Source organism: Arthrobacter oryzae, assembly GCF_030812315.1.
GTDB classification, from domain to species: Bacteria; Actinomycetota; Actinomycetes; order Actinomycetales; family Micrococcaceae; genus Arthrobacter; species Arthrobacter oryzae_B.
Genome location: NZ_JAUSSM010000007.1, coordinates 278697 through 300869, shown reverse-complemented (window position 1 = coordinate 300869; position 22173 = coordinate 278697). Strand labels below are relative to the sequence as shown.

Sequence of the window (22173 nt, the reverse complement as noted above, 5' to 3'; positions counted from 1 at the left end):
GTCCCGCGACCGCCCGGCTCCGCAAACCCGGACCCCAACATGCACTCCAACAACAACCGACCGAAAGCCCGCCATGAACCGACAAGACCTGCTGCGCCCCCAGCCCTACCGGGCGCCCACGGAAAACCAGACGACGGACAGCTGTGAGGACGGCTGCTTCTTCTGCACCGGACCGGAAACCGACTAGGCGCCACGGGCGCCTCCACCCAACGCACGTAAAACAACACCCAACCCAAGAAGACAAGTAGTGATGACAACGGAGTCCGCACACACCATGACCGCAACGCACACGCAACCGCTCGAAGGCCAGATCCCCAACCACCGCGCAGCACAGCCCGCCCCATCGGTCGCCTCGTCCAGTCCGGGCACCAGTCCGGGCGCCAGTCAGGGCACCGGCCCGGGCGGAAGCCCGACCGCCGGCCCGGCCGGGAGCGCCTCGCTGAAATCCGCCGGGCACGTAATTGTTGACTCCCTCGTGGCCCACGGCGTGGAACGCACCTACGTGGTTCCCGGCGAGAGCTTCCTGGACGTGCTGGACGGGCTGCACGGTTCGGACATCGAGACCGTGGTCTGCCGGCATGAGGGCGGTGCCGCCTACATGGCCGAGGCCGACGGCAAGATGAACCAGCGTCCGGGCGTTGCGATGGTCACCCGCGGCCCCGGAGCTGCCAACGCCCACGTTGGCCTGCACACTGCCTGGCAGGACTCCACGCCCATGCTGCTCTTCGTCGGGCTCATTCCCTTTGCGCACCGCGACCGCGAAGCGTTCCAGGAATTCGACATCAAGGCCTGGTTCGACACCGGAGCCAAGCGCGTTATGGTGCTCGATCACGCCGAACGGGCTTCCGAGATTGTTGCGGAAGCCATGTTCGCGGCCATGAGCGGACGGCCAGGGCCCGTCGTCGTCGGCCTGCCGGAAGACATCATCCGCCAGCAGGTTGATCCGGCCCCGCACCCCGTCATCCCGGTCGCCGCCGGGGGCATGAGCACCACCGACGCCGAGGCACTCGCCACCGCACTGGCGAGTTCCTCGAAGCCGCTGTTTGTCACTGGCGGGAACGACTGGACGCAGGAGGCGGCCAGCCAGCTCACCGAGTGGCTTGAACGGCACCACATCCCGGCCGCCGCGGAATGGCGTACCCAGGGAACCGTCTCCTTCGATTCGCCGTCCTATGTTGGTCCGATCGGCTACGGCCGTCCCCGCCCCACCTACGACCTGCTGGAGGAAACCGACCTGCTCGTTTTCGTCGGGACCGTTCCAGGGGACGTGCTCACGGACGGGTTTGTCTGCAGGCAGGACTGGAACAAGAAGAACTTCCTCGTCACCGTCGACCCCTCGCTCCGCGGCCGCTCCGGCCCGGTCTCACGGCAGATCCTGGCGAAGCCGGACGCTTTTGTCCGTGACCTGGTGGCAATCGATCTGCCCCTGAAGGAGGAGTGGAAGGCGTGGACAGCCAGAATGCGCGCCGAGCAGACGTCCTTCGCCACACTGCCTCCGGCAACGCCGGGCGACGGGCCGGCAAAGATGGACACGCTCATGGCCAACCTGGTCCCGCGATTGCCTGAGGACGCCATGGTGACGTTCGGTGCAGGCGAGCACACCAACTGGGCGCACCGGTATTTCCCCACCCGGTGCTACGCGTCCATGATCAGCGCCCGGAACGGCTCCATGGGTTACTCCGTTCCCTCGGCCATCGCCGCATCCCTGGCCAGTCCGCAGCGCCGGGTAGTCACCATCGCCGGCGACGGCGAGTTCCTCATGAACGGCCAGGAGCTGGCCACAGCAGCGCAGTACGGGGCCACGCCGCTCATCGTCGTGATGGACAACCAGGAGTACGGCACCATCCGCACGCACCAGGAGCGGCACTACCCGTCCCGGGTGTCGGGCACGCAGCTGAAGAACCCGGACTTCGGCCTGATGGCCCGGGCCTTCGGCGGCTTCGGTATCACGGTCACCCGTGACGGCGATGTGCCGGCCGCCATCGACGCTGCGTTCCAGGCCATCGACCAGGACGGGATGTTCGCCCTCATCCACCTCATCGTGGAACAGCGGGTGAGGGCCTACTGACCGTCCGGCGGGATGCCTTCCGGGCGCGGCGCCGGATGACGTACTCGGCCACGGCCACGTTGATCACCCAGCCCGCTCCCAGGAGCGCTGCACGGGTGGGCACGTCGGTGGGGCCGATGAGAAGCAGCCAGGGGATGCTCACAAGGGCCTGCGTTCCCGCGCCGACGGCGATCGCATAGGCGCGCGTCATCCAGGCGCTGTGCCGCACGAAGTCCCGCTGCCTGATCGCGGCCACTCCCAGAACCAGGCTCACCAGCATGGCCGTTCCGAAAAAGAGCCGCAGCGGGACGTCGGTGTAGCCGTCGGAAAGCGGGTAGAAGGCGGACATCCACAGCCCCGAGAGGGCGGCGAACAGGCCGGCTGGAATGAGTATGCGACCGGCGATCCGGTGCCAGCCGCGCCGTCCCCGAAGTGACGGAACGAACTGGAACGCCCCGAGCAGCGAATAGACGGTGACGCTGACGATGTGCGTCACCACCGGGATCGGGGACGCGAAGAACCGCGCGTTTTGCGGCGTGACGTCGGCGCCGGAGGTCAGTTCGGTCAGGCGCAGGGCCCCGAAAACCACCGGAATGAGGCTCAGCAGAATCAACCCGGCGGGCACGGGCCACTGGGGCCGGGAACGCCGGACGGGTGCTGCCGCGGGGCGGATGGTTTGCGTTGGCATGGCGGGGTCCTTCGCTGGCTGGGTATACGGCGTACACCTGATGCGATTGACCATAGGTGTACGCCGTACACTTGTCAATAGGCACCGGGCCGGAAGCGTGACCGACAAGGCCTCGCAGTACCGCTGTGACGAGTCTCACGCGCAATGATCGGATATTGGCTTGAGACGCCAGCACTCCTCCGTGCATCATGGAAAGGACGGTCGAGAATGCGATTTCCCGGCCGCGGGAGCCCAATTCCCGCGCTTAGGCGCAGGGATGCAGCGGCTCAGAACGACCCAACCTGGTGGACGCAACGAGGCCAAACCAGTGAGCTCGCCCGAGCTGCAGAAGGCCTCTGAGCGTTCATGGATAGACCCGTCCCGGGCTCCGCACCGACGCGAAGCCCATGACCGAAATTACGAATGAGGCACCGAATAATGACGTTCGAAACCAACCACTCCGTGACGCTGAAAATCTGGGACCGCTCCGCGATTGACCACACGCTGGACGCCCTCGTGCACGACATTTCCACCAAGGCCAACGCCCACCGGAACGACGTTGCCGTCACCCTCAGCGGACCGAACACCTTCACGGTGAGCCTGAACCGGAAAGCCGCCCAGGGCGTTACCGTCTAAGGAACCACACAAGAAACGCAAGAGAACGACGGCGGGAGCTCCCGCCGTCGTTCTCTTGCGTTAGGGGCCTGAACAGCCTTCGCTGACCGCTATGCCGGTCAGGCGTGCGAGTGCTCGGTGAGCAGGGCGTCGATCTGGCCGGCAGCCTCCCTCATCCCTTCTTCCATGCCCATTTCGACCATCTTGTTCATCTGCTCCTCGGACTCGAAGGTGGACAGCACCGTCATCCGGGTGCGGCCGCCGAGGTCCTCGAGGGTGACCGTCGCGTGGGTGGTGCCCATGTCCTCGACCTGGTTGCCGTCGTCGTCGGCAAAGCCGTCGTCGAACTCCAGCTGGTTCGGAGCCTGGACGGAGGTGATGCGCCACCAGCCGCGGGCCTTCGTGCCGTCCGGGCCGGTCATGTAATAGGCGGCCTTCCCACCGGGCTGGAAGTCGAGTTGGTCGAACGTCGCCGGCCAGGTCGGCGGGCCCCACCAGCGCTCAAGCTGCCGGGGGTCCTCCCAGATCTGCCAGACGCGCTCAACGCCCGCATCGAATTCAGCGACGAGGGTGAAGCTCAGGGCCTCAAGATTCTTGGTGGAACTGATAACAGTCATTGCGGAACCTTTCCTATCCTTCAGCGAGAATGTCTGCGATCCGCTCGGCACGCTGCCGCCAAATCGCCTCGTACTCATCGAGCAGACGCCGGGCTTTCTCCAGGCCATCATGATTGCCCCGCACGATCTGCTCCCTTCCGCGCTTCTCCTTCGTAACCAGGGAGGCACGCACCAGCACCGCCACGTGCTTCTGGACGGCGGCAAAGCTCATGGCGTAGAGGGCGGCGAGGCCCGACACCGAGTATTCCCCCACTGTCACCCGTCGCACAATGTCCCGGCGGGTGGAATCGGAGAACGCCTGGAAGAGGCGGTCAACTTCGGCTTCGCTTATCTGATCTACAACCATTTGGTTGTAGAATACGACTGCGGCGGAGGGGTGTCAATGGGGCTAACGCTGGCGGAAGCCCGCCCCGTAAGACGTGCCGGCCATCAGGTCCGCACCGTCAGCCCGCAGCCTGGAGCGCATGGTGCCGGTCTTCGGTTCCGTGTCATAAAGCCCGCGCTTGGCCAGTTCCGGCACTACCAGTTCGGCGAAGTCATTGAGGGAGCCGGGGCTGACCAGCGGGTTGATCATGTAGCCGTCCAGCCCTGACGTCGCCGCGTGGTCCTGGATCTGCGACGCAACGCCCTCCGGCGTGCCGATGAACAGCAGGTCGGTTCCGCGCGTCACCTCGGAGAATTTGCGCCGCACATCCCCGGCGGTGAGCGGCTTGTCCTGCGGCGCCCCCTTGACCACGTAGGACGTGAGACCGTTGGTCACCGTGGCCAGCGGCTCATCGTCGGCGTATTTGCTGAGGTCGATCCCGGTATCGCCGGCATAGCTGACCAGCTGCGCCTCCAGGTGGTAGTTGCGCTGAAGCCCGTCATACTTCTCCTGCGCTTCGATCGCAGTGGGAGCGGTGATGATCCGGGCCAGTGCCATGGATCGCACCTCGCCGGCGGGGCGGCCCCGCTCCACCGCCCGGCGATTGATGTCCGCCAGCCCTGCGGCGATTTCCTGCGGATCCTTCTTGGGCAGCAGAATCACTTCGGCGTGCTTGGCCGCGAACTCGCGGCCCCGCGGCGACCATCCGGCCTGGAACAGGGCGGGGGTCCGCTGCGGCGACGGCGACGTCAGCGACGGTCCGTCCACGCGGAAATGCTCGCCGTCGTGGTTGATCGACTGGACGGAACCGGGACGGGCGTAGACCTTTTCACTCTTGCTTCCGATTACGGCGTCGGCCGCCCAACTGCCCTCCAGCAGCTTATAGAACACATCCATGAATTCATCCGCGCGGCCGTAGCGGTCGGCGTGCCTGAGCATCTCGTCCATGCCGAAATTCCGGGCCGCACTGGAGAGATACGACGTGACGATGTTCCATCCGATCCGGCCGTTGCTGAGGTGGTCCAGGGTGCCGAAGCGGCGCGCCAGGGAGAACGGGTGCTCGTACGTCGTCGAGGCCGTAATCACGAATGACAGCCGCTCCGTAAGGGCAGCAAGGGCCGGCACATACATAAAGGGGTCATTCGCAGGTGCTTCCACGGCCCAGCCCAGGGCGGCGTCGGCCGATCCGCCGTACACGTCATAGAGGCCCAAGACATCGGCAAAGAACAGTGCGTCGAGGTTGGCCTGTTCGGCTGTGATGGCCACATCCCGCCAGCGGTCCAGTGAGTTGAGTTCCAGACGGTTATCCAGCGGGTGCGTCCAGAGACTCGGGGCGCCGCCGCAACCCACGCTGGCCTGTTCGTAGAGGGCAAAAAGCAGCGGGGAGGTAGGCGTGCTCAAGACGGATCACTTCGCTTTCGTGGACGGAACAATTTCAAGCTATGTGCAGTATAGACAAATAGATATGCTTGTGTTGCCCGTCACCTTCTGTCAGGATGAGGCAAACGCCACACGAGCTGGCTCCGGACGATCCATGGAAGAGGCATCCAGACATGAATATTGGAATGAGAAGCGTGCGCAAACTCCGCGTCCACTGGCCGATTGCCGCAGTCTCTCTGAAGCAGCTGGTGGAGGGCGACCTGGAGGTCCTGAAAGCGGATCCGGGCCTCGCGTCACTTTTTGACACACTGGAGTCATGCCCCGAACTGGGGGACTTTGGAAACTACCGGCATGTGTTCGAATCGAGTCTTGGCTTCGAGGGATTCACCGCTTCGGCGGCAGCAAACCCCACGTTCGGCCGCGCGGGCGAGAGGACCCTGTCGGCCACTTTTGTCCTGACCACTTACCTGGATGCTGATCTGTCCGAGGAGGCAGTCGGCCGGCTCCTGGAACGCATGATCGAAGTCCACCCCTGGGAGGTGCCGGTCATCGAGCTCTCCGATCCGGTCCGGGTCTCCACCGCAGCGGCGATTCGTCCGGCACTGGGAATGGCGTCATGACGGTCCACACCGCCGGCGCCCAGGCCACCGCAACTCAGGCCACCAGCCTCTGGGCAGGCTTCCGGTCGCTGCTGTCCGGCCGCTCGTTCACAGACCTGACGCACGCCTTCCACCCCGGCCAGCCGCACTTCCCCGCTTTTCCGGACGAAGGCCGGACGGCCCTGTTCGACCTGGATAGGGGCGACGGCTTCACAGCGCACGTGTACTCCATCGTGGGCCAGTGGGGCACCCACGTGGACCCGCCGTCGCACTTTATCCGGGGCGGGCGAAGCCTGGACAACATCCCGGTGGAAGAGATGGTGCTGCCCCTGGTGGTGCTGGACATCAGCACGCGGGCCGCGAGCGACGCTGACGCGACGCCCACCTTGGATGACGTCAACGAATGGGAGGATCGCAACGGCCGGATGCCGGCGGGCGCATTCGTGGCGCTCCGGACCGGCTGGAGCAACCGCTGGCCGGACCCCGAGGCGATGGCGAACCGGGATGCCGACGGCGTCAGCCACACCCCGGGCTGGTCCCGGGACGTACTGTCCTTCCTGGTCGCCGAGCGGAACATCACGGCGATCGGCCACGAACAGACGGATACGGACCCGGGCAAGGCGACGTCACACCAGGACTTCAGCCTGGAAACCTACATCCTCGCCCAGGACTGCTGGCAGATAGAGCTGCTCGCCAATCTGGACGGCCTGCCCGAATCGGGGGCGGTGCTCGTGGCCACCTGGCCGAAGCCCCAAGGCGGCAGCGGATTCCCTGCCCGCGTCTTCGCGATCCACTAGGGACACAAAACCGCTGGTTGGCAGCAACTAAGATCGGAGCCATGTCGAAAATCTCCAGCATGGGCCGCGGAATGCAAGTTGTCTTCGCCGTCGGCTCCCGTCACGGCGGAGGGGCGCGGGGCGCGACCGTCGGGGACATCGCCGCAGATCTCGGCAAGGACCGCAGCCAGGTATCCCGCGGGCTCAAGGCCGCCCAGCAGGAGAATTTCCTGCTCCGTGGCGGGCACCGGGAGTATTCGCTGGACTGGAGCCTCTACACGGATGCCCAGCTACTCACTGAGCAACGGCTCCGGACCGAGGGCATGGCGGCGCTGGAGGGGCTCGTCGGGGACACCGGGGAAGGCTGCTTCCTCGGTGTCCTCAACGGGGACAGCACCGTAACGATCGGTGAGCACGTCCCATCGAACAGCAGGATGGTGGGCTCGTGGATCGGCCGGCCCTACCCCGCATACTGCAGCGACGCCGGCCAGGCGCTGCTGTGGGACGCCAGCGACGCCGAGGTCCGGGCCGTCTTTAGCCAGACCGACTTCATCCGGCACGGCCCCAACACTCCGGCCGATATTGAAGACTTCCTTGCCCGCCTGGCCGGGGCGCGGGAGCGCGGCTATTCCGTTGTGGACGAAGAGGCAGAGCCCAATCTGTACTCGGTGGCCGTTCCCGTCCGCGACTTCCGCGGCGAAACCATCGCTGCTTTGCAGGTGGTCGGATCAAAGGCGCGGCTGGAACCGAAGAGCAGAGAGACCGCTGCCGCAGCCCTGAAGTGGGGCGCGTGGCTTGAAGTTGCCCTGGGCCGGCCTAGCTGACTCCCCCGCCGCCAGAGCCCACCGCTGAGAGGCGCCGTGCTGCCGAGTGCAGCGCAACGGCAATCTCCTCGGAGCGGAAACCAAAAGCGGCACTGCTGCCGAGGACCGTGAGGGCTGCGACCACGCGTCCGCCCGGATCCCGGACGGGAACGGCCAGCTCGTGGACGCCGTGCTCAAACTCCTCGGCCGCCCTGATGAAACCCTGCGGGCGGTCCTGTTCCATCAATTCGCATACTTCCGACACGGAGTGAGCTGCCCGCGGGCCGCCCACGCCAATGAAGTCCACACCCTGCAGAAGCTCCTCAACCTCGGCGGCCTTGTGGTCCCAGAGGAGGGCGCGGCCTGATCCTGTGCACCAGACGGGGGTGACCATGCCCGGTTTCACAAAGCTTCCCAGCGCGCCGTCATTGCTGGATGTCCTGAGCAGGATCACGCGTACGCCGTCACGGACAGACAGCCTGGCCCGCAGGCCGTACTCCGCCACAAAGAGCTCCAGCTCGCGCTTGGCCTGGCCGATCCAGCCAACGTTCAGGCTGGCCGCCAGCTGGAAGAAGGCCGGCCCGGCACGGAACGGTCCGCGTTCCACCCGCTCCAGAATGGCCAGCTCGCACAGCTCCTGGGTCAGCCGGGATACGCGGCCCTGGTCCATTTCCAGCTCGGCGGCAAGCTGCGATACCCCCAACAGTCCCCTGCCCTGCTTCTCGCGGTCGACGATGAGCCGGACAATACGAAGGCCCTGGCCGAGCGATGACGCTTCCGACAATTCCAAGCTGAACCGCTCCCTCTGGTGGACTTCAACGCCCATTCTCACACAGCGCAGGCGGTGGTGACCGGCGGCCTTCGCCTTGCCGGAAGGCGGGCCTTGGGACGAACACCCGGAGGCCCGGCGGCCGAACACTGGTTCGGCCGCCGGGCCGGCGGGGTTGCCGCAGAACTGCCGCAGAAGGCTACTCGGCGGGCTGCCGCCGTCGTCCGTACTTGAAGTGGAAGAAGGCGTAGCAGGCTCCCACGAAAGGAACGCCGAAGTAAAGGGCAGCGACCTGGTTCGGGTCGAAGGCGATGCCGATCAGCGAGACGAGGCAGAGCGTGAAGGCAAGGATCGGAACCACCGGGAACAGCGGGGCCTTGTAGGCGAGGTCGTTGATGTTTCCGCCGTTCCGAACGAAGGCCCGCCGGTGGAAGAAGTGCGACGCCGTGATGGACATCCAGACCCCCACAACGGCGAACCCGGCGACAGACACCAGCGCGAGGTACACCGTTTCCGGAGCCACCACGCTGCTGATCAGGGAGGCCAGCCCGCCAACCATGCTGACGCAGAGCGCGATGAGGGGAATCCCGTGTTTGGTCAGCTTCCGGAAAGCCTTCGGCGCGTGCCCTTCTTCGGACAGGGAAAAGAGCATCCTGGCGCAGGAGAACAGGCCGCTGTTTCCAGCCGACAGCAAGGCGGTGATGATGACGAAGTTCATGATGTCCGCCGCATAGGGAATGCCGATGGAGGAAAAGACCGTCACGAAGGGGCTCTCGTCCAGGCCCACCTGGTCAAAGGGGATGGTGGCAGCGATGACAGCGATGGCGCCCACGAAGAAGATCAGCAGGCGGAACACCGTGGTCCGCATGGCCTTGGGAATGCTGGTCTCGGGGTTGGCGGTTTCGCCCGCTGCGACGCCGATGAGTTCCGAACCGGAGAACGCGTAGAACACTGCAAGGGCGGTCACCAGGACGCCGGAGAAACCGTTGGGGAACAGCCCGCCCGACGTGTTGAAGTTTTCGAGCAGGAACGGGTGGGAGCCTCCGGCCAGCGGGTTGAACCCGACCAGCGCGGCGCCGCCAAAGGCAATCAGGACAACGATGGCGCCCACCTTGATGATGGAGAACCAGAACTCGGATTCGCCGAAGAAGCGCGAGGAGACGGCGTTCAGGGCAAACAGAATGGACGCGAAGACGATGCACCAGACCCACACCTCAATTCCCGGGAACCAGCGCTGCATGAGCAGTCCGGCCGCGGTGAACTCCGACCCCAGGGCCACGGCCCAGCACAGCCAGTACAGCCAGGCCGTGGTGAAGCCGGTGGCGGGACCGATGGACCTGGCGGCGTAGATGTGGAACGCGCCTGAGACCGGATAGGCGATGGCCAGCTCGCCGAGGCAGGCCATGACGAGGTAGACGACGAAGGCGCCCACGAGATAGGCGAGGACCGCCCCAAGCGGTCCGGCCTGCGAAATCGTGTAGCCCGAACTGAGGAAGAGGCCGGACCCGATGACGCCGCCCATGGCGATCATCACCAGGTGCCGCGGGCCCATGGACCGGCGGAGCCCCGGCGCCGGCTGCCCTGATTCAGCGGGTCCCGGTTCAGCGGGTCCCGGTTTGAGTGATGAAGAAGCCTGCGGATCCAAGCGGGTTGTGGAAGAGAGTTCCATGAATTGCTCCCGGGAAAGTAGTCGAGGTGCGAACGGGATTGATGCACCGGAAAGCCTCGGAGGGCGTTGGGGACCAGTCCGGCAAACCCAACCGCCGTGATGAAAGTAACACCAAATCGCCGTTTCGATCTTTAAAAACATCCCTAGATGCATATATTGCACGAATATTAAGGAGTCGCGTTACAACGGCGTCATCCTTGGTCACTTTGCGCAGTCCTTTGGGCGGAATCACATGGCGGGACGGACAGGGCCCGGCCTGAGCATGGAACCACCAAGCATTTCCGAGAGAAGGACACGGCATGACCACCTACGACCTTGCACTTATTGGCTTCGGCGGAGTGAACCGCAGCCTGGCCGAGCTGATCGCTTCCCGCGGCGAAGCCCTCCGCGCCGAGCTGGGCTTCGGCCTGCGTGTAGTCGCCATCACCGACCTGCGCCTCGGTTCACTGATGGACGCCAACGGCATTGATCTGTCCATGGCCCTGGCACTGGGCGGAGACAGCGGCAGCGGCGGCGACACCTTCGCCCGGTACGGCGGTTCCGCTGAGCCGGACAACGAGGCTGTGATCCGCGGGTGCACAGCGGACATCATCTGTGAGGCCACCTTCACGAATCCCGACGACGGCGAGCCCGCGGTTTCGCACGTCCGCTGGGCCCTGGAATCGGGCAAGAACGTCTGCACCACGAACAAGGGACCCGTCGCCCTGCGGGGCCGTGAACTGGCGGCCCTGGCAGCACGGCAGGGAGTCCGCTTTGAGTTTGAGGGCGCCGTCATGAGCGGCACGCCGGTGATCCGCCTGGCCAGGCAGATGTTCAGCGGGCTGAAGCTCAACGGCTTCGAAGGGATCATGAACGGCACCAGCAACTACGTTCTGGGGCGCATGGAAGCCGGCCTTGACCTTGGCGAGGCGGTCCGGGAGGCGCAGGAACTGGGTTACGCCGAGGCGAATCCGGCCGCGGACCTCGAAGGTTTTGACGTGCAGCTGAAGGTGCTGATCCTCGCCAACGAGCTCCTCGGCGGGAATCTGCAGCTGAAGGACGTCCAACGGGAGGGCATTTCCGCAGTGACGCCGGAGGATATCCGGGTGGCCGCTTCGGCCGGCCGCCGCTGGAAGCTGATCGGATCCGCCAGGCGGACTCCCGACGGCGGCATCGAGGCGGGCGTTGCACCGCGCGCCATCGACTTGGTCCACAGCCTTGCAGGCATCTCCGGCGCCACGAACGCTGTTTCGTTCGAAACCGACCTGCTGGGCCCAGTGACGGTCTCCGGCCCCGGCGCCGGACGCATCGAAACGGCCTACGCGCTACTCTCCGATATCATCGCCATCCACCAGGCCGCGGAAGGCCGCGGCGCCGCCGGCTCTGTTCAGGCTGCCGCGGAAGACGGAGGGCTGGCGCGTGTCTGAGACCACTATTCTGCGGGACGTCCAGGTTCCCAACCTCCACGAGGTGACCAGTCCCTACGACGGCAGGATTGTCGGAGCGGTCCCCACCACCGACAGAGATGCTGTTGTTGCACTTATGGCCACGGCACGCTCCGGCGCCGTGACCGCAAAGTCCCTCCCCCGCCATGCGCGGGCCGCCATCCTGTCCACGGCAGCGGCGGACATCGAACGCCGAAGCGAGGACTTCGCCCGCACCATCGTGGCGGAGGCGGGGAAGACCATCCGCCAGGCGCGCAAGGAAGTGCACCGGGCCATCAACACGCTCCGGCTGTCCGCGGAGAAAGCCACGCGCGGTGCCGGCGAAGTCATCCCCTTCGACTCCTATGCCGGCTCAGGGGACCGGACCGGCTGGTTCACGCGGGAGCCGCTCGGGGTCATTGCCGCCATCACGCCCTTCAACGATCCCCTCAACCTGGTGGCCCACAAGGTGGGCCCGGCGATCGCAGGGGGCAACGCCGTCGTGCTCAAGCCGTCAGCGCTCACGCCGCTGTCCGCCCAGCTGCTGGCTGACGCGCTGTACAACGCCGGCCTGCCGCCGGAGGTCCTCACGGTGGTCCACGGCGGGAGGGATGTCGCGGCGGCCATTATCGGGACCCGGGACGTCCGGATGGTTTCCTTTACCGGCGGGTTCGCGACCGGTGAGGCAATCGCCCGCACGGCGGGACTGAAGAAACTAGCCATGGACCTGGGCGGCAACGCGCCGGTGATCGTCCTGGACGATGCGGACGTGGACAAAGCCGTGGACTCATGTGTATCCGGCGCGTTCTGGGCCGCGGGCCAGAATTGTGTGGGGGTGCAGCGCATTCTGGTCCACCGCTCCGTCTACAGCGAATTCCGCCGGAAGTTCGTGGCGGCCACGAGAGCACTGGTCACCGGTGACCCCGCCGAGGAACGGACCGACGTTGGCCCCATGATTAGCCCTGGAGCGGTCAGGGAGGTCCAGCTGAAGATCGGCGGCGCCATCGACGCGGGCGCAACGGTCCTGGCCGGCAACCGGGCTGAGGGAAACGTTTTGCTGCCGACCGTCCTGGAGTCCGTCCCGGAGGATTGCCGCCTCTGGCAGGAGGAAGTGTTCGGACCGGTGGTCATGCTCAAGATGTTCAGCACCTACGACGAAGCGATCGGGCTGGCGAACTCGATCGATTTCAGCCTTCATGCGGGCATCTTCACCCGCTCCCTCGCGGCGGCCATGCGTGCGGCCCGGGATCTGGACGCAGGCGGCGTGATGATCAACGACTCCTCCGACTACCGGTTCGACGGCATGCCGTTCGGCGGGTCCAAGTACGGCAGCATGGGCCGGGAAGGCGTCCGGTTCGCCTACGAGGAGATGACCCAGGCGAAGGTGGTCTGCATCAGGAACTAGCGGGGCGGCGGACCCTGGAGCTTGGTTGAGCCGTGCCCGTCGCCGAGTCCGTCGGCTCCCCGCCGTCGGATGACGTTGGACAGGGTCAGTGCGGTCACGGTGTCGCCCACGCCGGGGAGGGCCGCGATCTGCTCCCAGATCTCCTGGACCCTGTCCAGCGAGCGCGCCTCCAGCCTCACCAGCAGGTCAAAATCGCCACTCAGGACATCACAGAGGACCACTTCGGGAATGGTCCGCAATGCTGCCAGGACGTCGGCGCCGCGCATGCGGTCCTTGCGGTAGATCATGAGGAAAGCGGAAACCATGTTCTGGCCCACGCTGCCCGCCACAATCGTGTAGCCCTGGATGTAGCCCTGCCGCTCGAGGCGGTCGACACGCTGCCGCACGGCGTTCCGGGACAGGAGCACCCTGCTGGCCAGCTCGGCATGGGACACCCGGGCATTCTTTGTGAGTTCCGCAAGGATCTTCTGGTCGATGTGATCCAAACCCGCCCCGTCCATCCCTACCCTCCCGCAAACATCGGTGCGCCACTGCCCCTGGGACTGTGTGCGCTCCGAAACCGTAGCCAGAAAGGCTCCGCAGAAATGATACGTCTACACCTGGACAATCAGGCACCCGCCGCCGTCAGCTGCATTCTGTTCGACATGGACGGGACGCTCCTGGACTCCGCACCAGGGGTGATGGACAGCGCTGCCCGGGCGCTCAAAGCCGTAAATGCGCCGGTCCCTCCGCAGCGGGACCTGCTCAAGTATGTCGGACCGCCTATGTACGAGTCGTTTCGGCAGAGCGCGGGCCTGGATACAGCAACCGCCCAGAAAGCGCTCCGTCACTACCGCGCAGCCTACGCCGAAACAGGGGCGGAACTATCCAGCCTTTTTGACGGTGTTAGCGGCCTCCTGGAGCAGCTGGCTTCGCTGCAGTGTCCGATGGCCGTGGCAACGTCCAAAGTGGAGGATCAGGCGGTCCGGCTGGCGGGCGCTTTTGGTATCGACCGTCACTTCGCCGACATCTGCGGTGCGTCCGACGCAGCCGGCAGGGCCTCCAAGGAGGACGTTATTGCCGAATCGCTGGGGCGGCTGAAGGTGCAGGGTGTGGACATTTCCAGCCCGGTCATGGTGGGCGACCGGAGGTACGACGTTGCCGGGGCGGCCGCGCACGGCGTCCCTACGATCTTTGTCGCCTGGGGATACGGAGACCCGTCGGAAGCGCGCGGGGCCGCGGCTGTTGCCGAGACACCCGAGGTCCTTTCTCTGCTGCTCCGTGCAGGCCGGTAAGCAGCCGCACCGGTAACTGAAGCGGAGGGCGACGGCGGGAAGTCCCGCCGTCGCCCTCCGTTTTAGCTTTGGACCATCACGGTGTTCACGTGGTCCGGGATCACCGCCCGCTGATGATGGAGACCGTGTTTGGGTTTTCGATGGCGCCCATCACCCTGTCGGTCACTTCATCGATGCCGCCGATGCCGTCGACCTGGGTCAGGATGCCGCGCTCGGCATACTTGGCCACAACGGCCTCGGTCTGCTCGTGGTACAGGTCCAGCCGGTGGCGGATGACGGCTTCGTTGTCGTCGCTGCGGCCCGTCTCCTTGGCGCGGCCCAGGAGACGGTGCACCAGCTCGTCGTCATCGGCCGTCAGCTGCAGCACGACGTCCAGTTCCTGCCCGCCCCTGGCCAGGACCCCGTCCAGATAATCAACCTGCGCCGTGGTGCGGGGGTAACCGTCCAGCAGGAAACCGTTCTCGACGTCGTCCTGGCAAAGGCGGCTGCGCACCATCTCGTTCGTGACGCTGTCCGGAACGAAGTCACCTGCGTCCATGTACTTCGTGGCCTCGATGCCAAGCGGCGTCCCGCCCTTCACATTGGCGCGGAAGATGTCGCCGGTGGAGATCGCAACAACGCCGAGGCGCTCCGAGATGCGCTCCGCCTGCGTGCCCTTGCCGGAACCGGGCGGGCCAATAATCAACATTCTCGTCATTCAAGTAACCCTTCGTTGTGCCGTTGCTTCATGTCAGCGTCGACAGGATGCCTCGGTGCGTGACAGCAGAGTACGACGGCGGGAGGTCCCGCCGCCGTCCACTGGCTTTTTATGCAGCTAACGGTAGTTGTGGTGCAGTAGGCGGTCACGCGGTGGCAGTTCCGGCGAACCTGCACTGGTGCCCAGGCTTAGAAGAAGCCGAGCTTGTTTTCGGAGTGGCTGACCAGGAGGTTTTTGGTCTGCTGGTAGTGGTCCAGCATCATGGCGTGGTTCTCGCGGCCGATGCCGGAGGACTTGTAGCCGCCGAACGCGGCGCCGGCCGGGTAGGCGTGGTAGTTGTTGACCCAGACGCGGCCGGCCTGGATTTCGCGGCCGGCACGGTAGGCGACGTTGCCGTTGCGCGACCAGACGCCGGCGCCGAGGCCGTAGAGGGTGTCGTTGGCGATGCTGATGGCGTCGTTGTAGTCCGTGAAGCGTGCAACGGAGAGCACAGGGCCGAAGATCTCTTCCTGGAAGATCCGCATCTTGTTCTGGCCCTCGAAGATGGTGGGCTGGACGTAAAAACCGCCGGCCAGGTCCCCGTCAAGCTCCGTCGGTGCACCGCCGGCCAGGATTTTGGCGCCCTCTTCGAGCCCGATATCGATGTACGAAAGGATCTTCTCCATCTGGCCTACTGATGCCTGGGCGCCGACCTGGGTGTTGGTATCCAGCGGGTTGCCCTGGATGATCTTCTGCGTGCGGGCCACGGCGTCGGCCATGAAGGAATCGTAGATACCGTCCTGGACGAGGGCGCGGGACGGGCTGCTGCAGACTTCGCCCTGGTTGAAGGCATACAGGGTGAAGCCCTCCAGCGCTTTGTCGTAGAACGCGTCGTTGGACTCGGCGACATCGTTGAAGAAGATGTTGGGGCTCTTGCCGCCCAGTTCCAGCGTGACCGGGATCAGGTTGGCGCTGGCATACTGGCTGATCAGGCGCCCGGTGGAGGTCTCGCCGGTAAACGCAATCTTGCGGATCCGCGGGCTGGAGGCCAGCGGCTTGCCAACTTCGGCACCAAAGCCGTTCACGATATTCAGCAGGCCCGGCGGCAGCAGGTCCGCGATGAGTTCGGCCAGGACCAGGATGGAGGCCGGCGTGTTGGAAGCGGGCTTGAGCACCACCGCGTTGCCGGCTGCCAAGGCAGGAGCCATCTTCCACACGGCCATCAGGATAGGGAAGTTCCACGGGATGATCTGGCCCACCACCCCAAGGGGTTCGTGGAAGTGGTAGGCCGTGGTGTCGTCGTCGAGCTGGGAGAGCCGGCCTTCCTGGGCGCGGATGGCGCTTGCGAAGTAGCGGAAGTGGTCCGCCGCGAGCGGGATGTCCGCATTGAGGGTTTCGCGGATGGGCTTGCCGTTGTCCCAGGTTTCGGCGACCGCCAGCAATTCGAGGTTGGCATCGATCCGGTCCGCGATCCTGTTCAGCACTGCGGCGCGCTCCGTGGCCGATGCCTTGCCCCACGCCGGTGCGGCCTTGTGCGCGGCATCGAGTGCGAGCTCAACGTCCGCAGCGGCGCCGCGGGCCACCTCGGTGAACTGCTTTCCGTTCACCGGGGAGACGTTCTCGATGTATTGGCCGGTCGTTGGAGCCACCCACTCTCCGCCGATCCAGTTCTCATAGCGGTCCTTGAACCGGACTTTGGATCCTTCTTGGCCGGGCTGTACATAAACAGTCATGGTCACTCCTCTGGAAAACAGACGTCTTCGTCCTGGCCCCCATGCTAGGGGTTCAAAGGTTGCGACCAGGCTGCATTCGGCGCCTGAGGCCTGCTTCCTCGGGCTCTTCGGGCACGCCGGGCCCTGCCGGCTCCTCGGGTGGCAGGGGCTTGTAGACCCAGGCCACGAGCACCACGGAGATGATCATCAGCAGGAACCAGGAGACCAGCTTGTCCGGTGAGACCATGTGCCATCCGTCCACCTGGTTGGGGTAGAGCCAGGCCCCGGACCAGGTGGCGATGTTCTCGGCAATCCAGATGAACAGCGCCACGAGCAGGAAGGCCAGGACCAGCGGCATCCGGAACTTCCTGCGGAACACGCGGAAGTGCATCACGCACCGCCCGTAGATGATCACGACGGCGGCCAGCAGGACCCAGCGGGCGTCCACGAGGTAGTGGTGCGTGAAGAAGTTCGCGTAGACGGCTGCGGCCACGATCGCCGTCACCCACCGCCGAGGGTATCGGGCGAAGCGCAGGTCGAACAGGCGGTAGACGCGAACCATGTAGGAGCCGACGGCCGCGTACATAAAGCCGCTGAAAAGCGGAACCGCCCCGATGCGCAGGACCCCCTCGGCTTCGTAGGACCAGGACCCCACGTCGGTCTTGAACAGCTCCATAACCGTTCCCACCAAATGGAAGAGGACAATCACCCTGAGCTCACGGAGGGTTTCGAGCCGTGTGGCAAACATCAGGATCTGGATCACGACGGCGGCGAGCGTCAGGAAGTCGTTCCTGGCCAGTCCGGCGTCGTCGGGATACCAGAGGCGGGCCGCCAGCAGCACGGCGAGGAGCGCGGCACCAAAGATGCATGCCCAGCCCTGTTTGAGGCCAAAGACAACAAACTCGGTGAGCCTGGAACGGGCGCCGCCGGCAGGAGCCTTGTCCAGAAACCGGTGCGCCCGCTCATCGATCAAAAGTTCTACGGACGTGAAGCTGCGCATTGGTACCCTGTTCCCCCGCCACGAGTGGCAATGTTGATTTTCCTGCCGGACATCCGGTCCGTTTGCTGCCTGCGTGCTTGGCCTTTGGTCCTAGGTCCTAGGTCCTAGGCCGCGCCGAGCCGGGCGAGGCAGTAGTTCTTGGGCCAGTGCCGGGCCCGCTGCGGCAGCCGCGGATAGACGACGGCGGACCACCGCATGGTGCGGTCGAACCAGCGGCGATGACGTTCGCTCCACGGCAGGCCGAAGCCCTGCCGTAGCTGGTCCGGCAGGAGGCCCACGGTGATAAAGCGGGCCAGCGGCATGACCAGGCGCTGCCAAAGCTGCGGGTCGGGCGGATACAGCAGCTCGCGGGCCACACGGACGCTGACCTCGTCGGCCTGCAGCCGTTGCAGGCAGCCGTCCCAGTAGGTGCGGAAGGCCGCACGGTCGGCCGGCCACATCTCTGCCGGAAGCTGCAGGGCCGTGCCGATACGCGCGTAGTCCTGGTACATGATGTCCGCCGCTTCGTCGTCCAGCGCCCCGTAAATTCTCTCGTACACAGTGACGGCGGTGTCATAGAGGGTTGCCACCACCCACAGCTGTGATTGGGCGTCGAAGGCGCTGTACCCTGCGGAAGCGTCATCGGGCTTGCGGCGGACTGGAGCATGGGCGCGGTTCACGCTGCGGCGCACGGCCGCCACCTGTCCCTCGGTGCCGTACACCACGGCGTACACGTAGGTCAGGGTGCCGCGAAGCCGCTCCAGCGGACGACTGGTGAAGTTGCTGTGTTCGGCCACGCCGTGGCCCACGGCCGGGTTCGCGATCTGCAGCAAAATTGCACGGCCTGCCCCGGCGAGCAAAACGCCTTCTGCTCCCATGTCGGCAAGTCCACGCACCATGCCCACACCCTACCCGAGACGCCGGAAGGGCGCCTGCCGGAGAGACCCCGTCGAAGACCGGACGCCATGGCGGCAGCCGGCCCGTATAGCCTTGGGAGGGGAGGGAACATGACCGTTCGAAGCGCTGGAATACTCTTGTACCGGTGGAACCCGGAAGCTGGGCTGGAGGTCTGGATTGCCCACATGGGCGGACCGTTCTGGGCCCGCAAGGACGCCCACGCATGGTCCATCCCCAAGGGCGAGTACCCAGCGGACGAGGATCCGCTAGCCGCCGCCCTGCGGGAGTTCGCCGAGGAAATGGGCACGCCCGCCCCGCCTGCTGACTACGTCCGGCTTGGCGCGTTCAGGCAGCCGTCAGGCAAGATCATCACGGCGTTTACCGCAGAGTGGGACTTCCGGCCCGGCCAGGTTGTGAGCAACACCTTCCCGCTGGAATGGCCGAAGGGGTCCGGCGTGATCCAGCACTTTCCCGAGATCGACGACGCCCGGTGGTTCACTGAGCCGGAAGCTCGGACCAAGCTGGTGAAAGGCCAACTGACCATCCTGGACGCCCTCACTCAGCACCTCGGGGACACCCTGTCCTGAATGGACACAGAGGCAGCGGCCGACGGCGGGACGTCCCGCCGTCGTGCTTGTCCCATTGTGACTGCCGCATTTTGTCAACGCCGATCCCCGCCCTATTCTTCTAGTTAGCTAAGCCTTACCTAACTAGAAGAATCCGGGAGACTCACGTGCCTGCTGCACCACGACGCCACCGGCCGGAGGTCCCCGCCGATGTCCGCTGAGACGTTCCGCGACGAGTGGGGGATCCCGCACCTGCGAGCCGACAACGCGGAGGAACTGGCCTTCCTGCAGGGCTTCAACGCGGCCACGGACCGTTCCTGGCAGATCGAAATGGAACGGTGGCGCTCGGAAGGCAGGACAGCAGAGCAGTTGGGAGCTGACGGGCTCGAATGGGACCGCTTTGCCCGGCGGTCCCGGCTCGACGATACCGCGCGCCGCTGTTTCACGAGCCTGGATGCTGCCACGCGGGGCTGGTGCTCGGCCTATGTCGACGGCGTAAACCATGCCCTTGGCTCCGGCGTCCGTGACGCTCCTGAATTCCGGGACACGGACACTGCGCCTGCGCCCTGGGAGCCCTGGACGCCCCTGGGCGTTTTCCTGGTCCACCACATTCTCTTCGGCACTTTTCCCAACAAACTATGGCGCGCCCACGTGACCCAAACCCTCGGTGCGGGGGCAGTGGATCTGTTCAGCATTGAAGCTCCCGTGTGGGCCGGCAGCAACGCCTGGGCAGCGGCAGGCAGCATGACGCAGTCGGGGTACCCGCTCATTGCCGGGGACCCGCATCGTCTGATGGAACTCCCCGGTGTCTACCAGCAGGTGCGGCTGGCCTGCCCGGAGTTCGACGTCGTCGGCCTCGCTTTTCCCGGCGTTCCCGGAATCCCCCACTTCGGCCACACCGGGACTGTGGCCTGGGCGGTCACCAACGCGATGGCGGACTACCAGGACCTCTACAGCGAGCAGCTGCGGCGCGAGGGACACGTGGTGCTGGCGCTCGGACCGGACGGCGCGCGCCCGGTCCTGGCGCAGCACGAGGAAACGATCCTGGTCCGCGGTTCGGCTGCGGAGACCGTTGAAGTCATTGAAACGGAACGCGGTCCGGTGATCTCCGGAGGGGTCGACGGCGGCGCCCTCAGCCTCCGCACGCCGGCCCGCGTTGCGGGAACACTGGGCTTTGAGGCGCTGCTGCCGCTCCTGCGGAGCCGTTCCGCGGCTGATGTGGAGACGGCGCTGGAAGCCTGGGTGGAACCGGTCAACTGCGTGCTGGTGGCCGATTCCGACGGCGGCACGCGCCAGCTCATCGCCGGGAAAGTCCCGGTCCGGAGCAGGGAGAACCGGGTCCGCCCGGTCCCGGCGTGGTCGACGGAACACCAGTGGACCGGCGGCTGGGAGGATCTGCCCCGCACTCCGGTGTCCGCGCTGGCCGTGAATGCCAATGACCGTGATTCAGGCGGCGGGGACCGGCTCGGCCTGGAGTTTGCGCCGGCCCACCGCGCCCGGCGGATCCGGCAGTTGCTGGAGGAAGGCGGCACAGGGCTGGACACTGCCTACATGGAGCGCATCCACATGGACAGCCTCCTCGGTTCGTGGCCCGTCTTCCGTGCACTCCTGCAAGGGCTCACATCCCGGCCCGAAACCGACCCGCTGTCCGGGACCGCCACGTTGTCCGAAACCGCGCTGGCGTTCCGCGCACGGCTGCTGGAATGGGACGGGCACATGCACGCCGAGAGCGGCGACGCTGCCGCCTTTGCAGCCTGGCGCTCGGCCCTGGTCCTCGCCTTGGCGGGTTCGCCGGCGTTGAACCGGCCGGGTGCCGCCCACAGCTACGCTCCCCTGTTCGCGCCGTGGCTGAATCCGGTGGCACGCGTGGGATTTGCCCTCGAGACAATCCTCGCGAAGGGTCCGTCCTACGGCATCGACGTCATGGAGTCAGCCAGCCGCGCATTGGAAGAAACGGCCGCCGCGGCTCCGTCAGGAACCTGGGGTGCCAGCCATACCGTGCTGCCGCTGCACGCCCTGGCCGACCACGGCACGGGCGGGGCCGCTTCGGTGCCCGCCGTCCCGCTTACCCAGCTGTCAGGTGACACCGCGTGCGTGCTTTCCACCGAAAGCCTGCCCGGCCTCACCGACAGGTCTTTCCGGGGACCCGTGGCCCGCTACGTGTGGGACCTCGAAAACCGCGCCAACAGCCGCTGGGTAGTGCCTTTCGGCGCCTCGGGCCTCCCCGAAAATCCGCACTTCGCCAGCCAGCTGCCCGTCTGGGCGGCCGGCGACCTCATTCCCGTCATCACTGACTGGGAGCAGCTCACCAAGGAGAACCATGACCCGCGCTGACACTGCCCTGCCGCTCTCTGCCCGGGAGTCCGTCTACGAGGAGGACCTGCCCGCGCTGGGCCGGCTCCGGCTTGTCCGGGTCCTTCCGGAGGCTGACGCTGACCTGATCTACAGCTGGGTACGGGAGGAACGGGCCCGGTTCTGGGGCATGCGTGAGCTGAGCCGTGACGAAGTCCGGGATATCTACCAGTTCCTGGATGGGCTGGACACGCACCACGCGTACCTGATGTCCGTGGCGGGCAGCCCGGCGGGAATCTTCCAGACCTATGAGCCGCTCGAGGATCCCGTGGCTGACGCGTACGAGGCCCGCCCCGGAGATACCGGCATGCACCTCCTGCTGGCCCCTGCCACCAGCCCGGTACGGAACTTCACACCGGTCCTCGTCGCCGGACTGGTCCGTTTCCTACTTTCGGATCCCGCCAAGGATCGGGTGGTGGCGGAACCGGATGCCCGGAACGGCAAGGCCATCCGGCGGTTCCAGGGCTGCGGCTTCGAACCGGGATCCAAAGTGCAGCTCGCGGAGAAGGAAGCGCAGCTGGTGTTCCTGACCAGGGCAAAGTTCGAATCACAGGAGTCGTAGCGGCCTCCGGAAAGCCGCAACAGTCATAGAGGAAAGGTGTA

The 22173-nt window shown here is 65.8% G+C and carries 22 protein-coding genes; 11 read left to right on the top strand and 11 right to left on the bottom strand.

Annotated features, from left to right (window positions below):
- Positions 1-250 precede the first annotated feature (250 nt).
- On the top strand, positions 251-2068 hold the full coding sequence (locus tag J2S97_RS15920) for a thiamine pyrophosphate-dependent enzyme (RefSeq protein ID WP_307050915.1): 1818 nt from the start codon (positions 251-253) through the stop codon (positions 2066-2068).
- Here J2S97_RS15920 and J2S97_RS15915 read toward each other — a convergent pair.
- Positions 2037-2735, bottom strand: coding sequence for a DUF2306 domain-containing protein (locus J2S97_RS15915; protein ID WP_307050914.1), 699 nt, complete (start codon positions 2733-2735; stop codon positions 2037-2039). The two genes, J2S97_RS15920 and J2S97_RS15915, sit on opposite strands and share 32 nt — an antisense overlap.
- A 417-nt stretch (positions 2736-3152) precedes the next feature.
- Here J2S97_RS15915 and J2S97_RS15910 point away from each other — a divergent pair, with 417 nt between their 5' ends.
- Positions 3153-3350, top strand: coding sequence for a hypothetical protein (locus tag J2S97_RS15910; RefSeq protein ID WP_307050913.1), 198 nt, complete (start codon positions 3153-3155; stop codon positions 3348-3350).
- A gap of 98 nt (positions 3351-3448) precedes the next feature.
- Here J2S97_RS15910 and J2S97_RS15905 read toward each other — a convergent pair whose 3' ends face one another.
- From J2S97_RS15905 to J2S97_RS15895, 3 genes are read right to left on the bottom strand one after another with little or no spacing between them, the layout of a single operon-like run.
- The gene (locus tag J2S97_RS15905; protein WP_307050912.1) at positions 3449-3946 is read right to left on the bottom strand and encodes an SRPBCC family protein; all 498 of its coding nucleotides are present in this window, start codon (positions 3944-3946) and stop codon (positions 3449-3451) included.
- Between the two features lie 13 nt (positions 3947-3959).
- Positions 3960-4292: an ArsR/SmtB family transcription factor gene (locus J2S97_RS15900; protein ID WP_307050911.1), complete on the bottom strand. Its 333-nt coding sequence runs from the start codon at positions 4290-4292 to the stop codon at positions 3960-3962.
- A 42-nt stretch (positions 4293-4334) separates the two neighbouring features.
- Entirely contained in the window at positions 4335-5711 is a 1377-nt protein-coding gene (locus tag J2S97_RS15895; RefSeq protein WP_307050910.1) for an NtaA/DmoA family FMN-dependent monooxygenase, read from the bottom strand.
- 164 nt (positions 5712-5875) lie between these two features.
- On the opposite strand from J2S97_RS15895, the gene J2S97_RS15890 reads away from it, so the two are divergent.
- The 3 genes from J2S97_RS15890 to J2S97_RS15880 are packed head-to-tail and all read left to right on the top strand — an operon-like array spanning position 5876 to position 7889.
- Positions 5876-6310: a hypothetical protein gene (locus J2S97_RS15890; RefSeq protein WP_307050909.1), complete on the top strand. Its 435-nt coding sequence runs from the start codon at positions 5876-5878 to the stop codon at positions 6308-6310.
- On the top strand, positions 6307-7086 hold the full coding sequence (locus J2S97_RS15885; protein WP_307050908.1) for a cyclase family protein: 780 nt from the start codon (positions 6307-6309) through the stop codon (positions 7084-7086). Before J2S97_RS15890 ends, J2S97_RS15885 begins: the two co-directional genes overlap by 4 nt.
- A gap of 41 nt (positions 7087-7127) precedes the next feature.
- On the top strand, positions 7128-7889 hold the full coding sequence (locus tag J2S97_RS15880) for an IclR family transcriptional regulator (protein WP_307050907.1): 762 nt from the start codon (positions 7128-7130) through the stop codon (positions 7887-7889).
- On the opposite strand, the gene J2S97_RS15875 is transcribed toward J2S97_RS15880, so the two are convergent.
- Positions 7882-8658 (bottom strand): IclR family transcriptional regulator, encoded by a 777-nt coding sequence (locus J2S97_RS15875; RefSeq protein WP_307050906.1) that lies wholly within the window; start codon positions 8656-8658, stop codon positions 7882-7884. The genes J2S97_RS15880 and J2S97_RS15875 overlap by 8 nt on opposite strands.
- Positions 8659-8836: 178 nt before the next feature.
- The gene (locus J2S97_RS15870; protein WP_307050905.1) at positions 8837-10306 is read right to left on the bottom strand and encodes an amino acid permease; all 1470 of its coding nucleotides are present in this window, start codon (positions 10304-10306) and stop codon (positions 8837-8839) included.
- A gap of 299 nt (positions 10307-10605) precedes the next feature.
- On the opposite strand from J2S97_RS15870, the gene J2S97_RS15865 reads away from it, so the two are divergent.
- Complete coding sequence (locus J2S97_RS15865; RefSeq protein ID WP_307050904.1) at positions 10606-11712, top strand: homoserine dehydrogenase; 1107 nt, start codon at positions 10606-10608, stop codon at positions 11710-11712.
- Positions 11705-13114 (top strand): aldehyde dehydrogenase family protein, encoded by a 1410-nt coding sequence (locus tag J2S97_RS15860; RefSeq protein WP_307050903.1) that lies wholly within the window; start codon positions 11705-11707, stop codon positions 13112-13114. Before J2S97_RS15865 ends, J2S97_RS15860 begins: the two co-directional genes overlap by 8 nt.
- On the opposite strand, the gene J2S97_RS15855 is transcribed toward J2S97_RS15860, so the two are convergent.
- The gene (locus tag J2S97_RS15855) at positions 13111-13599 is read right to left on the bottom strand and encodes an Lrp/AsnC family transcriptional regulator (RefSeq protein ID WP_373460570.1); all 489 of its coding nucleotides are present in this window, start codon (positions 13597-13599) and stop codon (positions 13111-13113) included. The genes J2S97_RS15860 and J2S97_RS15855 overlap by 4 nt on opposite strands.
- A 99-nt stretch (positions 13600-13698) precedes the next feature.
- Here J2S97_RS15855 and J2S97_RS15850 point away from each other — a divergent pair, with 99 nt between their 5' ends.
- The gene (locus J2S97_RS15850) at positions 13699-14388 is read left to right on the top strand and encodes an HAD hydrolase-like protein (RefSeq protein ID WP_307050901.1); all 690 of its coding nucleotides are present in this window, start codon (positions 13699-13701) and stop codon (positions 14386-14388) included.
- Positions 14389-14488: 100 nt separating this feature from the next.
- Here the strand turns inward: J2S97_RS15850 and J2S97_RS15845 are convergent, their stop codons facing one another.
- The 4 genes from J2S97_RS15845 to J2S97_RS15830 all read right to left on the bottom strand — a co-directional run bounded on the left by J2S97_RS15845 (position 14489) and on the right by J2S97_RS15830 (position 18654).
- Positions 14489-15076 (bottom strand): adenylate kinase, encoded by a 588-nt coding sequence (locus tag J2S97_RS15845; RefSeq protein ID WP_307050932.1) that lies wholly within the window; start codon positions 15074-15076, stop codon positions 14489-14491.
- 197 nt (positions 15077-15273) lie between these two features.
- On the bottom strand, positions 15274-16797 hold the full coding sequence (gene exaC / locus J2S97_RS15840) for an acetaldehyde dehydrogenase ExaC (RefSeq protein WP_307050900.1): 1524 nt from the start codon (positions 16795-16797) through the stop codon (positions 15274-15276).
- Between the two features lie 52 nt (positions 16798-16849).
- Positions 16850-17776, bottom strand: coding sequence for a DUF817 domain-containing protein (locus tag J2S97_RS15835; RefSeq protein ID WP_307050899.1), 927 nt, complete (start codon positions 17774-17776; stop codon positions 16850-16852).
- A 104-nt stretch (positions 17777-17880) separates the two neighbouring features.
- Complete coding sequence (locus J2S97_RS15830; protein WP_307050898.1) at positions 17881-18654, bottom strand: oxygenase MpaB family protein; 774 nt, start codon at positions 18652-18654, stop codon at positions 17881-17883.
- A 108-nt stretch (positions 18655-18762) separates the two neighbouring features.
- Between J2S97_RS15830 and J2S97_RS15825 the strand changes: the two genes are divergently transcribed.
- The 3 genes from J2S97_RS15825 to J2S97_RS15815 all read left to right on the top strand — a co-directional run bounded on the left by J2S97_RS15825 (position 18763) and on the right by J2S97_RS15815 (position 22132).
- The gene (locus J2S97_RS15825; protein ID WP_307050897.1) at positions 18763-19239 is read left to right on the top strand and encodes an NUDIX domain-containing protein; all 477 of its coding nucleotides are present in this window, start codon (positions 18763-18765) and stop codon (positions 19237-19239) included.
- Between the two features lie 189 nt (positions 19240-19428).
- The gene (locus J2S97_RS15820; RefSeq protein WP_307050896.1) at positions 19429-21552 is read left to right on the top strand and encodes a penicillin acylase family protein; all 2124 of its coding nucleotides are present in this window, start codon (positions 19429-19431) and stop codon (positions 21550-21552) included.
- Positions 21539-22132, top strand: a complete 594-nt coding sequence (locus J2S97_RS15815; protein ID WP_307050895.1) for a GNAT family N-acetyltransferase — start codon at positions 21539-21541, stop codon at positions 22130-22132. The genes J2S97_RS15820 and J2S97_RS15815 overlap by 14 nt, the downstream gene beginning before the upstream one ends.
- Positions 22133-22173 lie beyond the last annotated feature (41 nt).

What these genes read in the sequence shown, in the direction of transcription:
- J2S97_RS15920 (WP_307050915.1), top strand. Translation starts at nt 251, where the DNA reads ATGACAACGGAGTCCGCACACACCATGACCGCAACGCACACGCAACCG.
- J2S97_RS15915 (WP_307050914.1), bottom strand. Translation starts at nt 2,735, where the DNA reads ATGCCAACGCAAACCATCCGCCCCGCGGCAGCACCCGTCCGGCGTTCC.
- J2S97_RS15910 (WP_307050913.1), top strand. Translation starts at nt 3,153, where the DNA reads ATGACGTTCGAAACCAACCACTCCGTGACGCTGAAAATCTGGGACCGC.
- J2S97_RS15905 (WP_307050912.1), bottom strand. Translation starts at nt 3,946, where the DNA reads ATGACTGTTATCAGTTCCACCAAGAATCTTGAGGCCCTGAGCTTCACC.
- J2S97_RS15900 (WP_307050911.1), bottom strand. Translation starts at nt 4,292, where the DNA reads ATGGTTGTAGATCAGATAAGCGAAGCCGAAGTTGACCGCCTCTTCCAG.
- J2S97_RS15890 (WP_307050909.1), top strand. Translation starts at nt 5,876, where the DNA reads ATGAGAAGCGTGCGCAAACTCCGCGTCCACTGGCCGATTGCCGCAGTC.
- J2S97_RS15885 (WP_307050908.1), top strand. Translation starts at nt 6,307, where the DNA reads ATGACGGTCCACACCGCCGGCGCCCAGGCCACCGCAACTCAGGCCACC.
- J2S97_RS15880 (WP_307050907.1), top strand. Translation starts at nt 7,128, where the DNA reads ATGTCGAAAATCTCCAGCATGGGCCGCGGAATGCAAGTTGTCTTCGCC.
- J2S97_RS15870 (WP_307050905.1), bottom strand. Translation starts at nt 10,306, where the DNA reads ATGGAACTCTCTTCCACAACCCGCTTGGATCCGCAGGCTTCTTCATCA.
- J2S97_RS15865 (WP_307050904.1), top strand. Translation starts at nt 10,606, where the DNA reads ATGACCACCTACGACCTTGCACTTATTGGCTTCGGCGGAGTGAACCGC.
- J2S97_RS15850 (WP_307050901.1), top strand. Translation starts at nt 13,699, where the DNA reads ATGATACGTCTACACCTGGACAATCAGGCACCCGCCGCCGTCAGCTGC.
- J2S97_RS15845 (WP_307050932.1), bottom strand. Translation starts at nt 15,076, where the DNA reads ATGTTGATTATTGGCCCGCCCGGTTCCGGCAAGGGCACGCAGGCGGAG.
- exaC (WP_307050900.1), bottom strand. Translation starts at nt 16,797, where the DNA reads ATGACTGTTTATGTACAGCCCGGCCAAGAAGGATCCAAAGTCCGGTTC.
- J2S97_RS15835 (WP_307050899.1), bottom strand. Translation starts at nt 17,776, where the DNA reads ATGCGCAGCTTCACGTCCGTAGAACTTTTGATCGATGAGCGGGCGCAC.
- J2S97_RS15830 (WP_307050898.1), bottom strand. Translation starts at nt 18,654, where the DNA reads ATGGTGCGTGGACTTGCCGACATGGGAGCAGAAGGCGTTTTGCTCGCC.
- J2S97_RS15825 (WP_307050897.1), top strand. Translation starts at nt 18,763, where the DNA reads ATGACCGTTCGAAGCGCTGGAATACTCTTGTACCGGTGGAACCCGGAA.
- J2S97_RS15820 (WP_307050896.1), top strand. Translation starts at nt 19,429, where the DNA reads ATGTCCGCTGAGACGTTCCGCGACGAGTGGGGGATCCCGCACCTGCGA.
- J2S97_RS15815 (WP_307050895.1), top strand. Translation starts at nt 21,539, where the DNA reads ATGACCCGCGCTGACACTGCCCTGCCGCTCTCTGCCCGGGAGTCCGTC.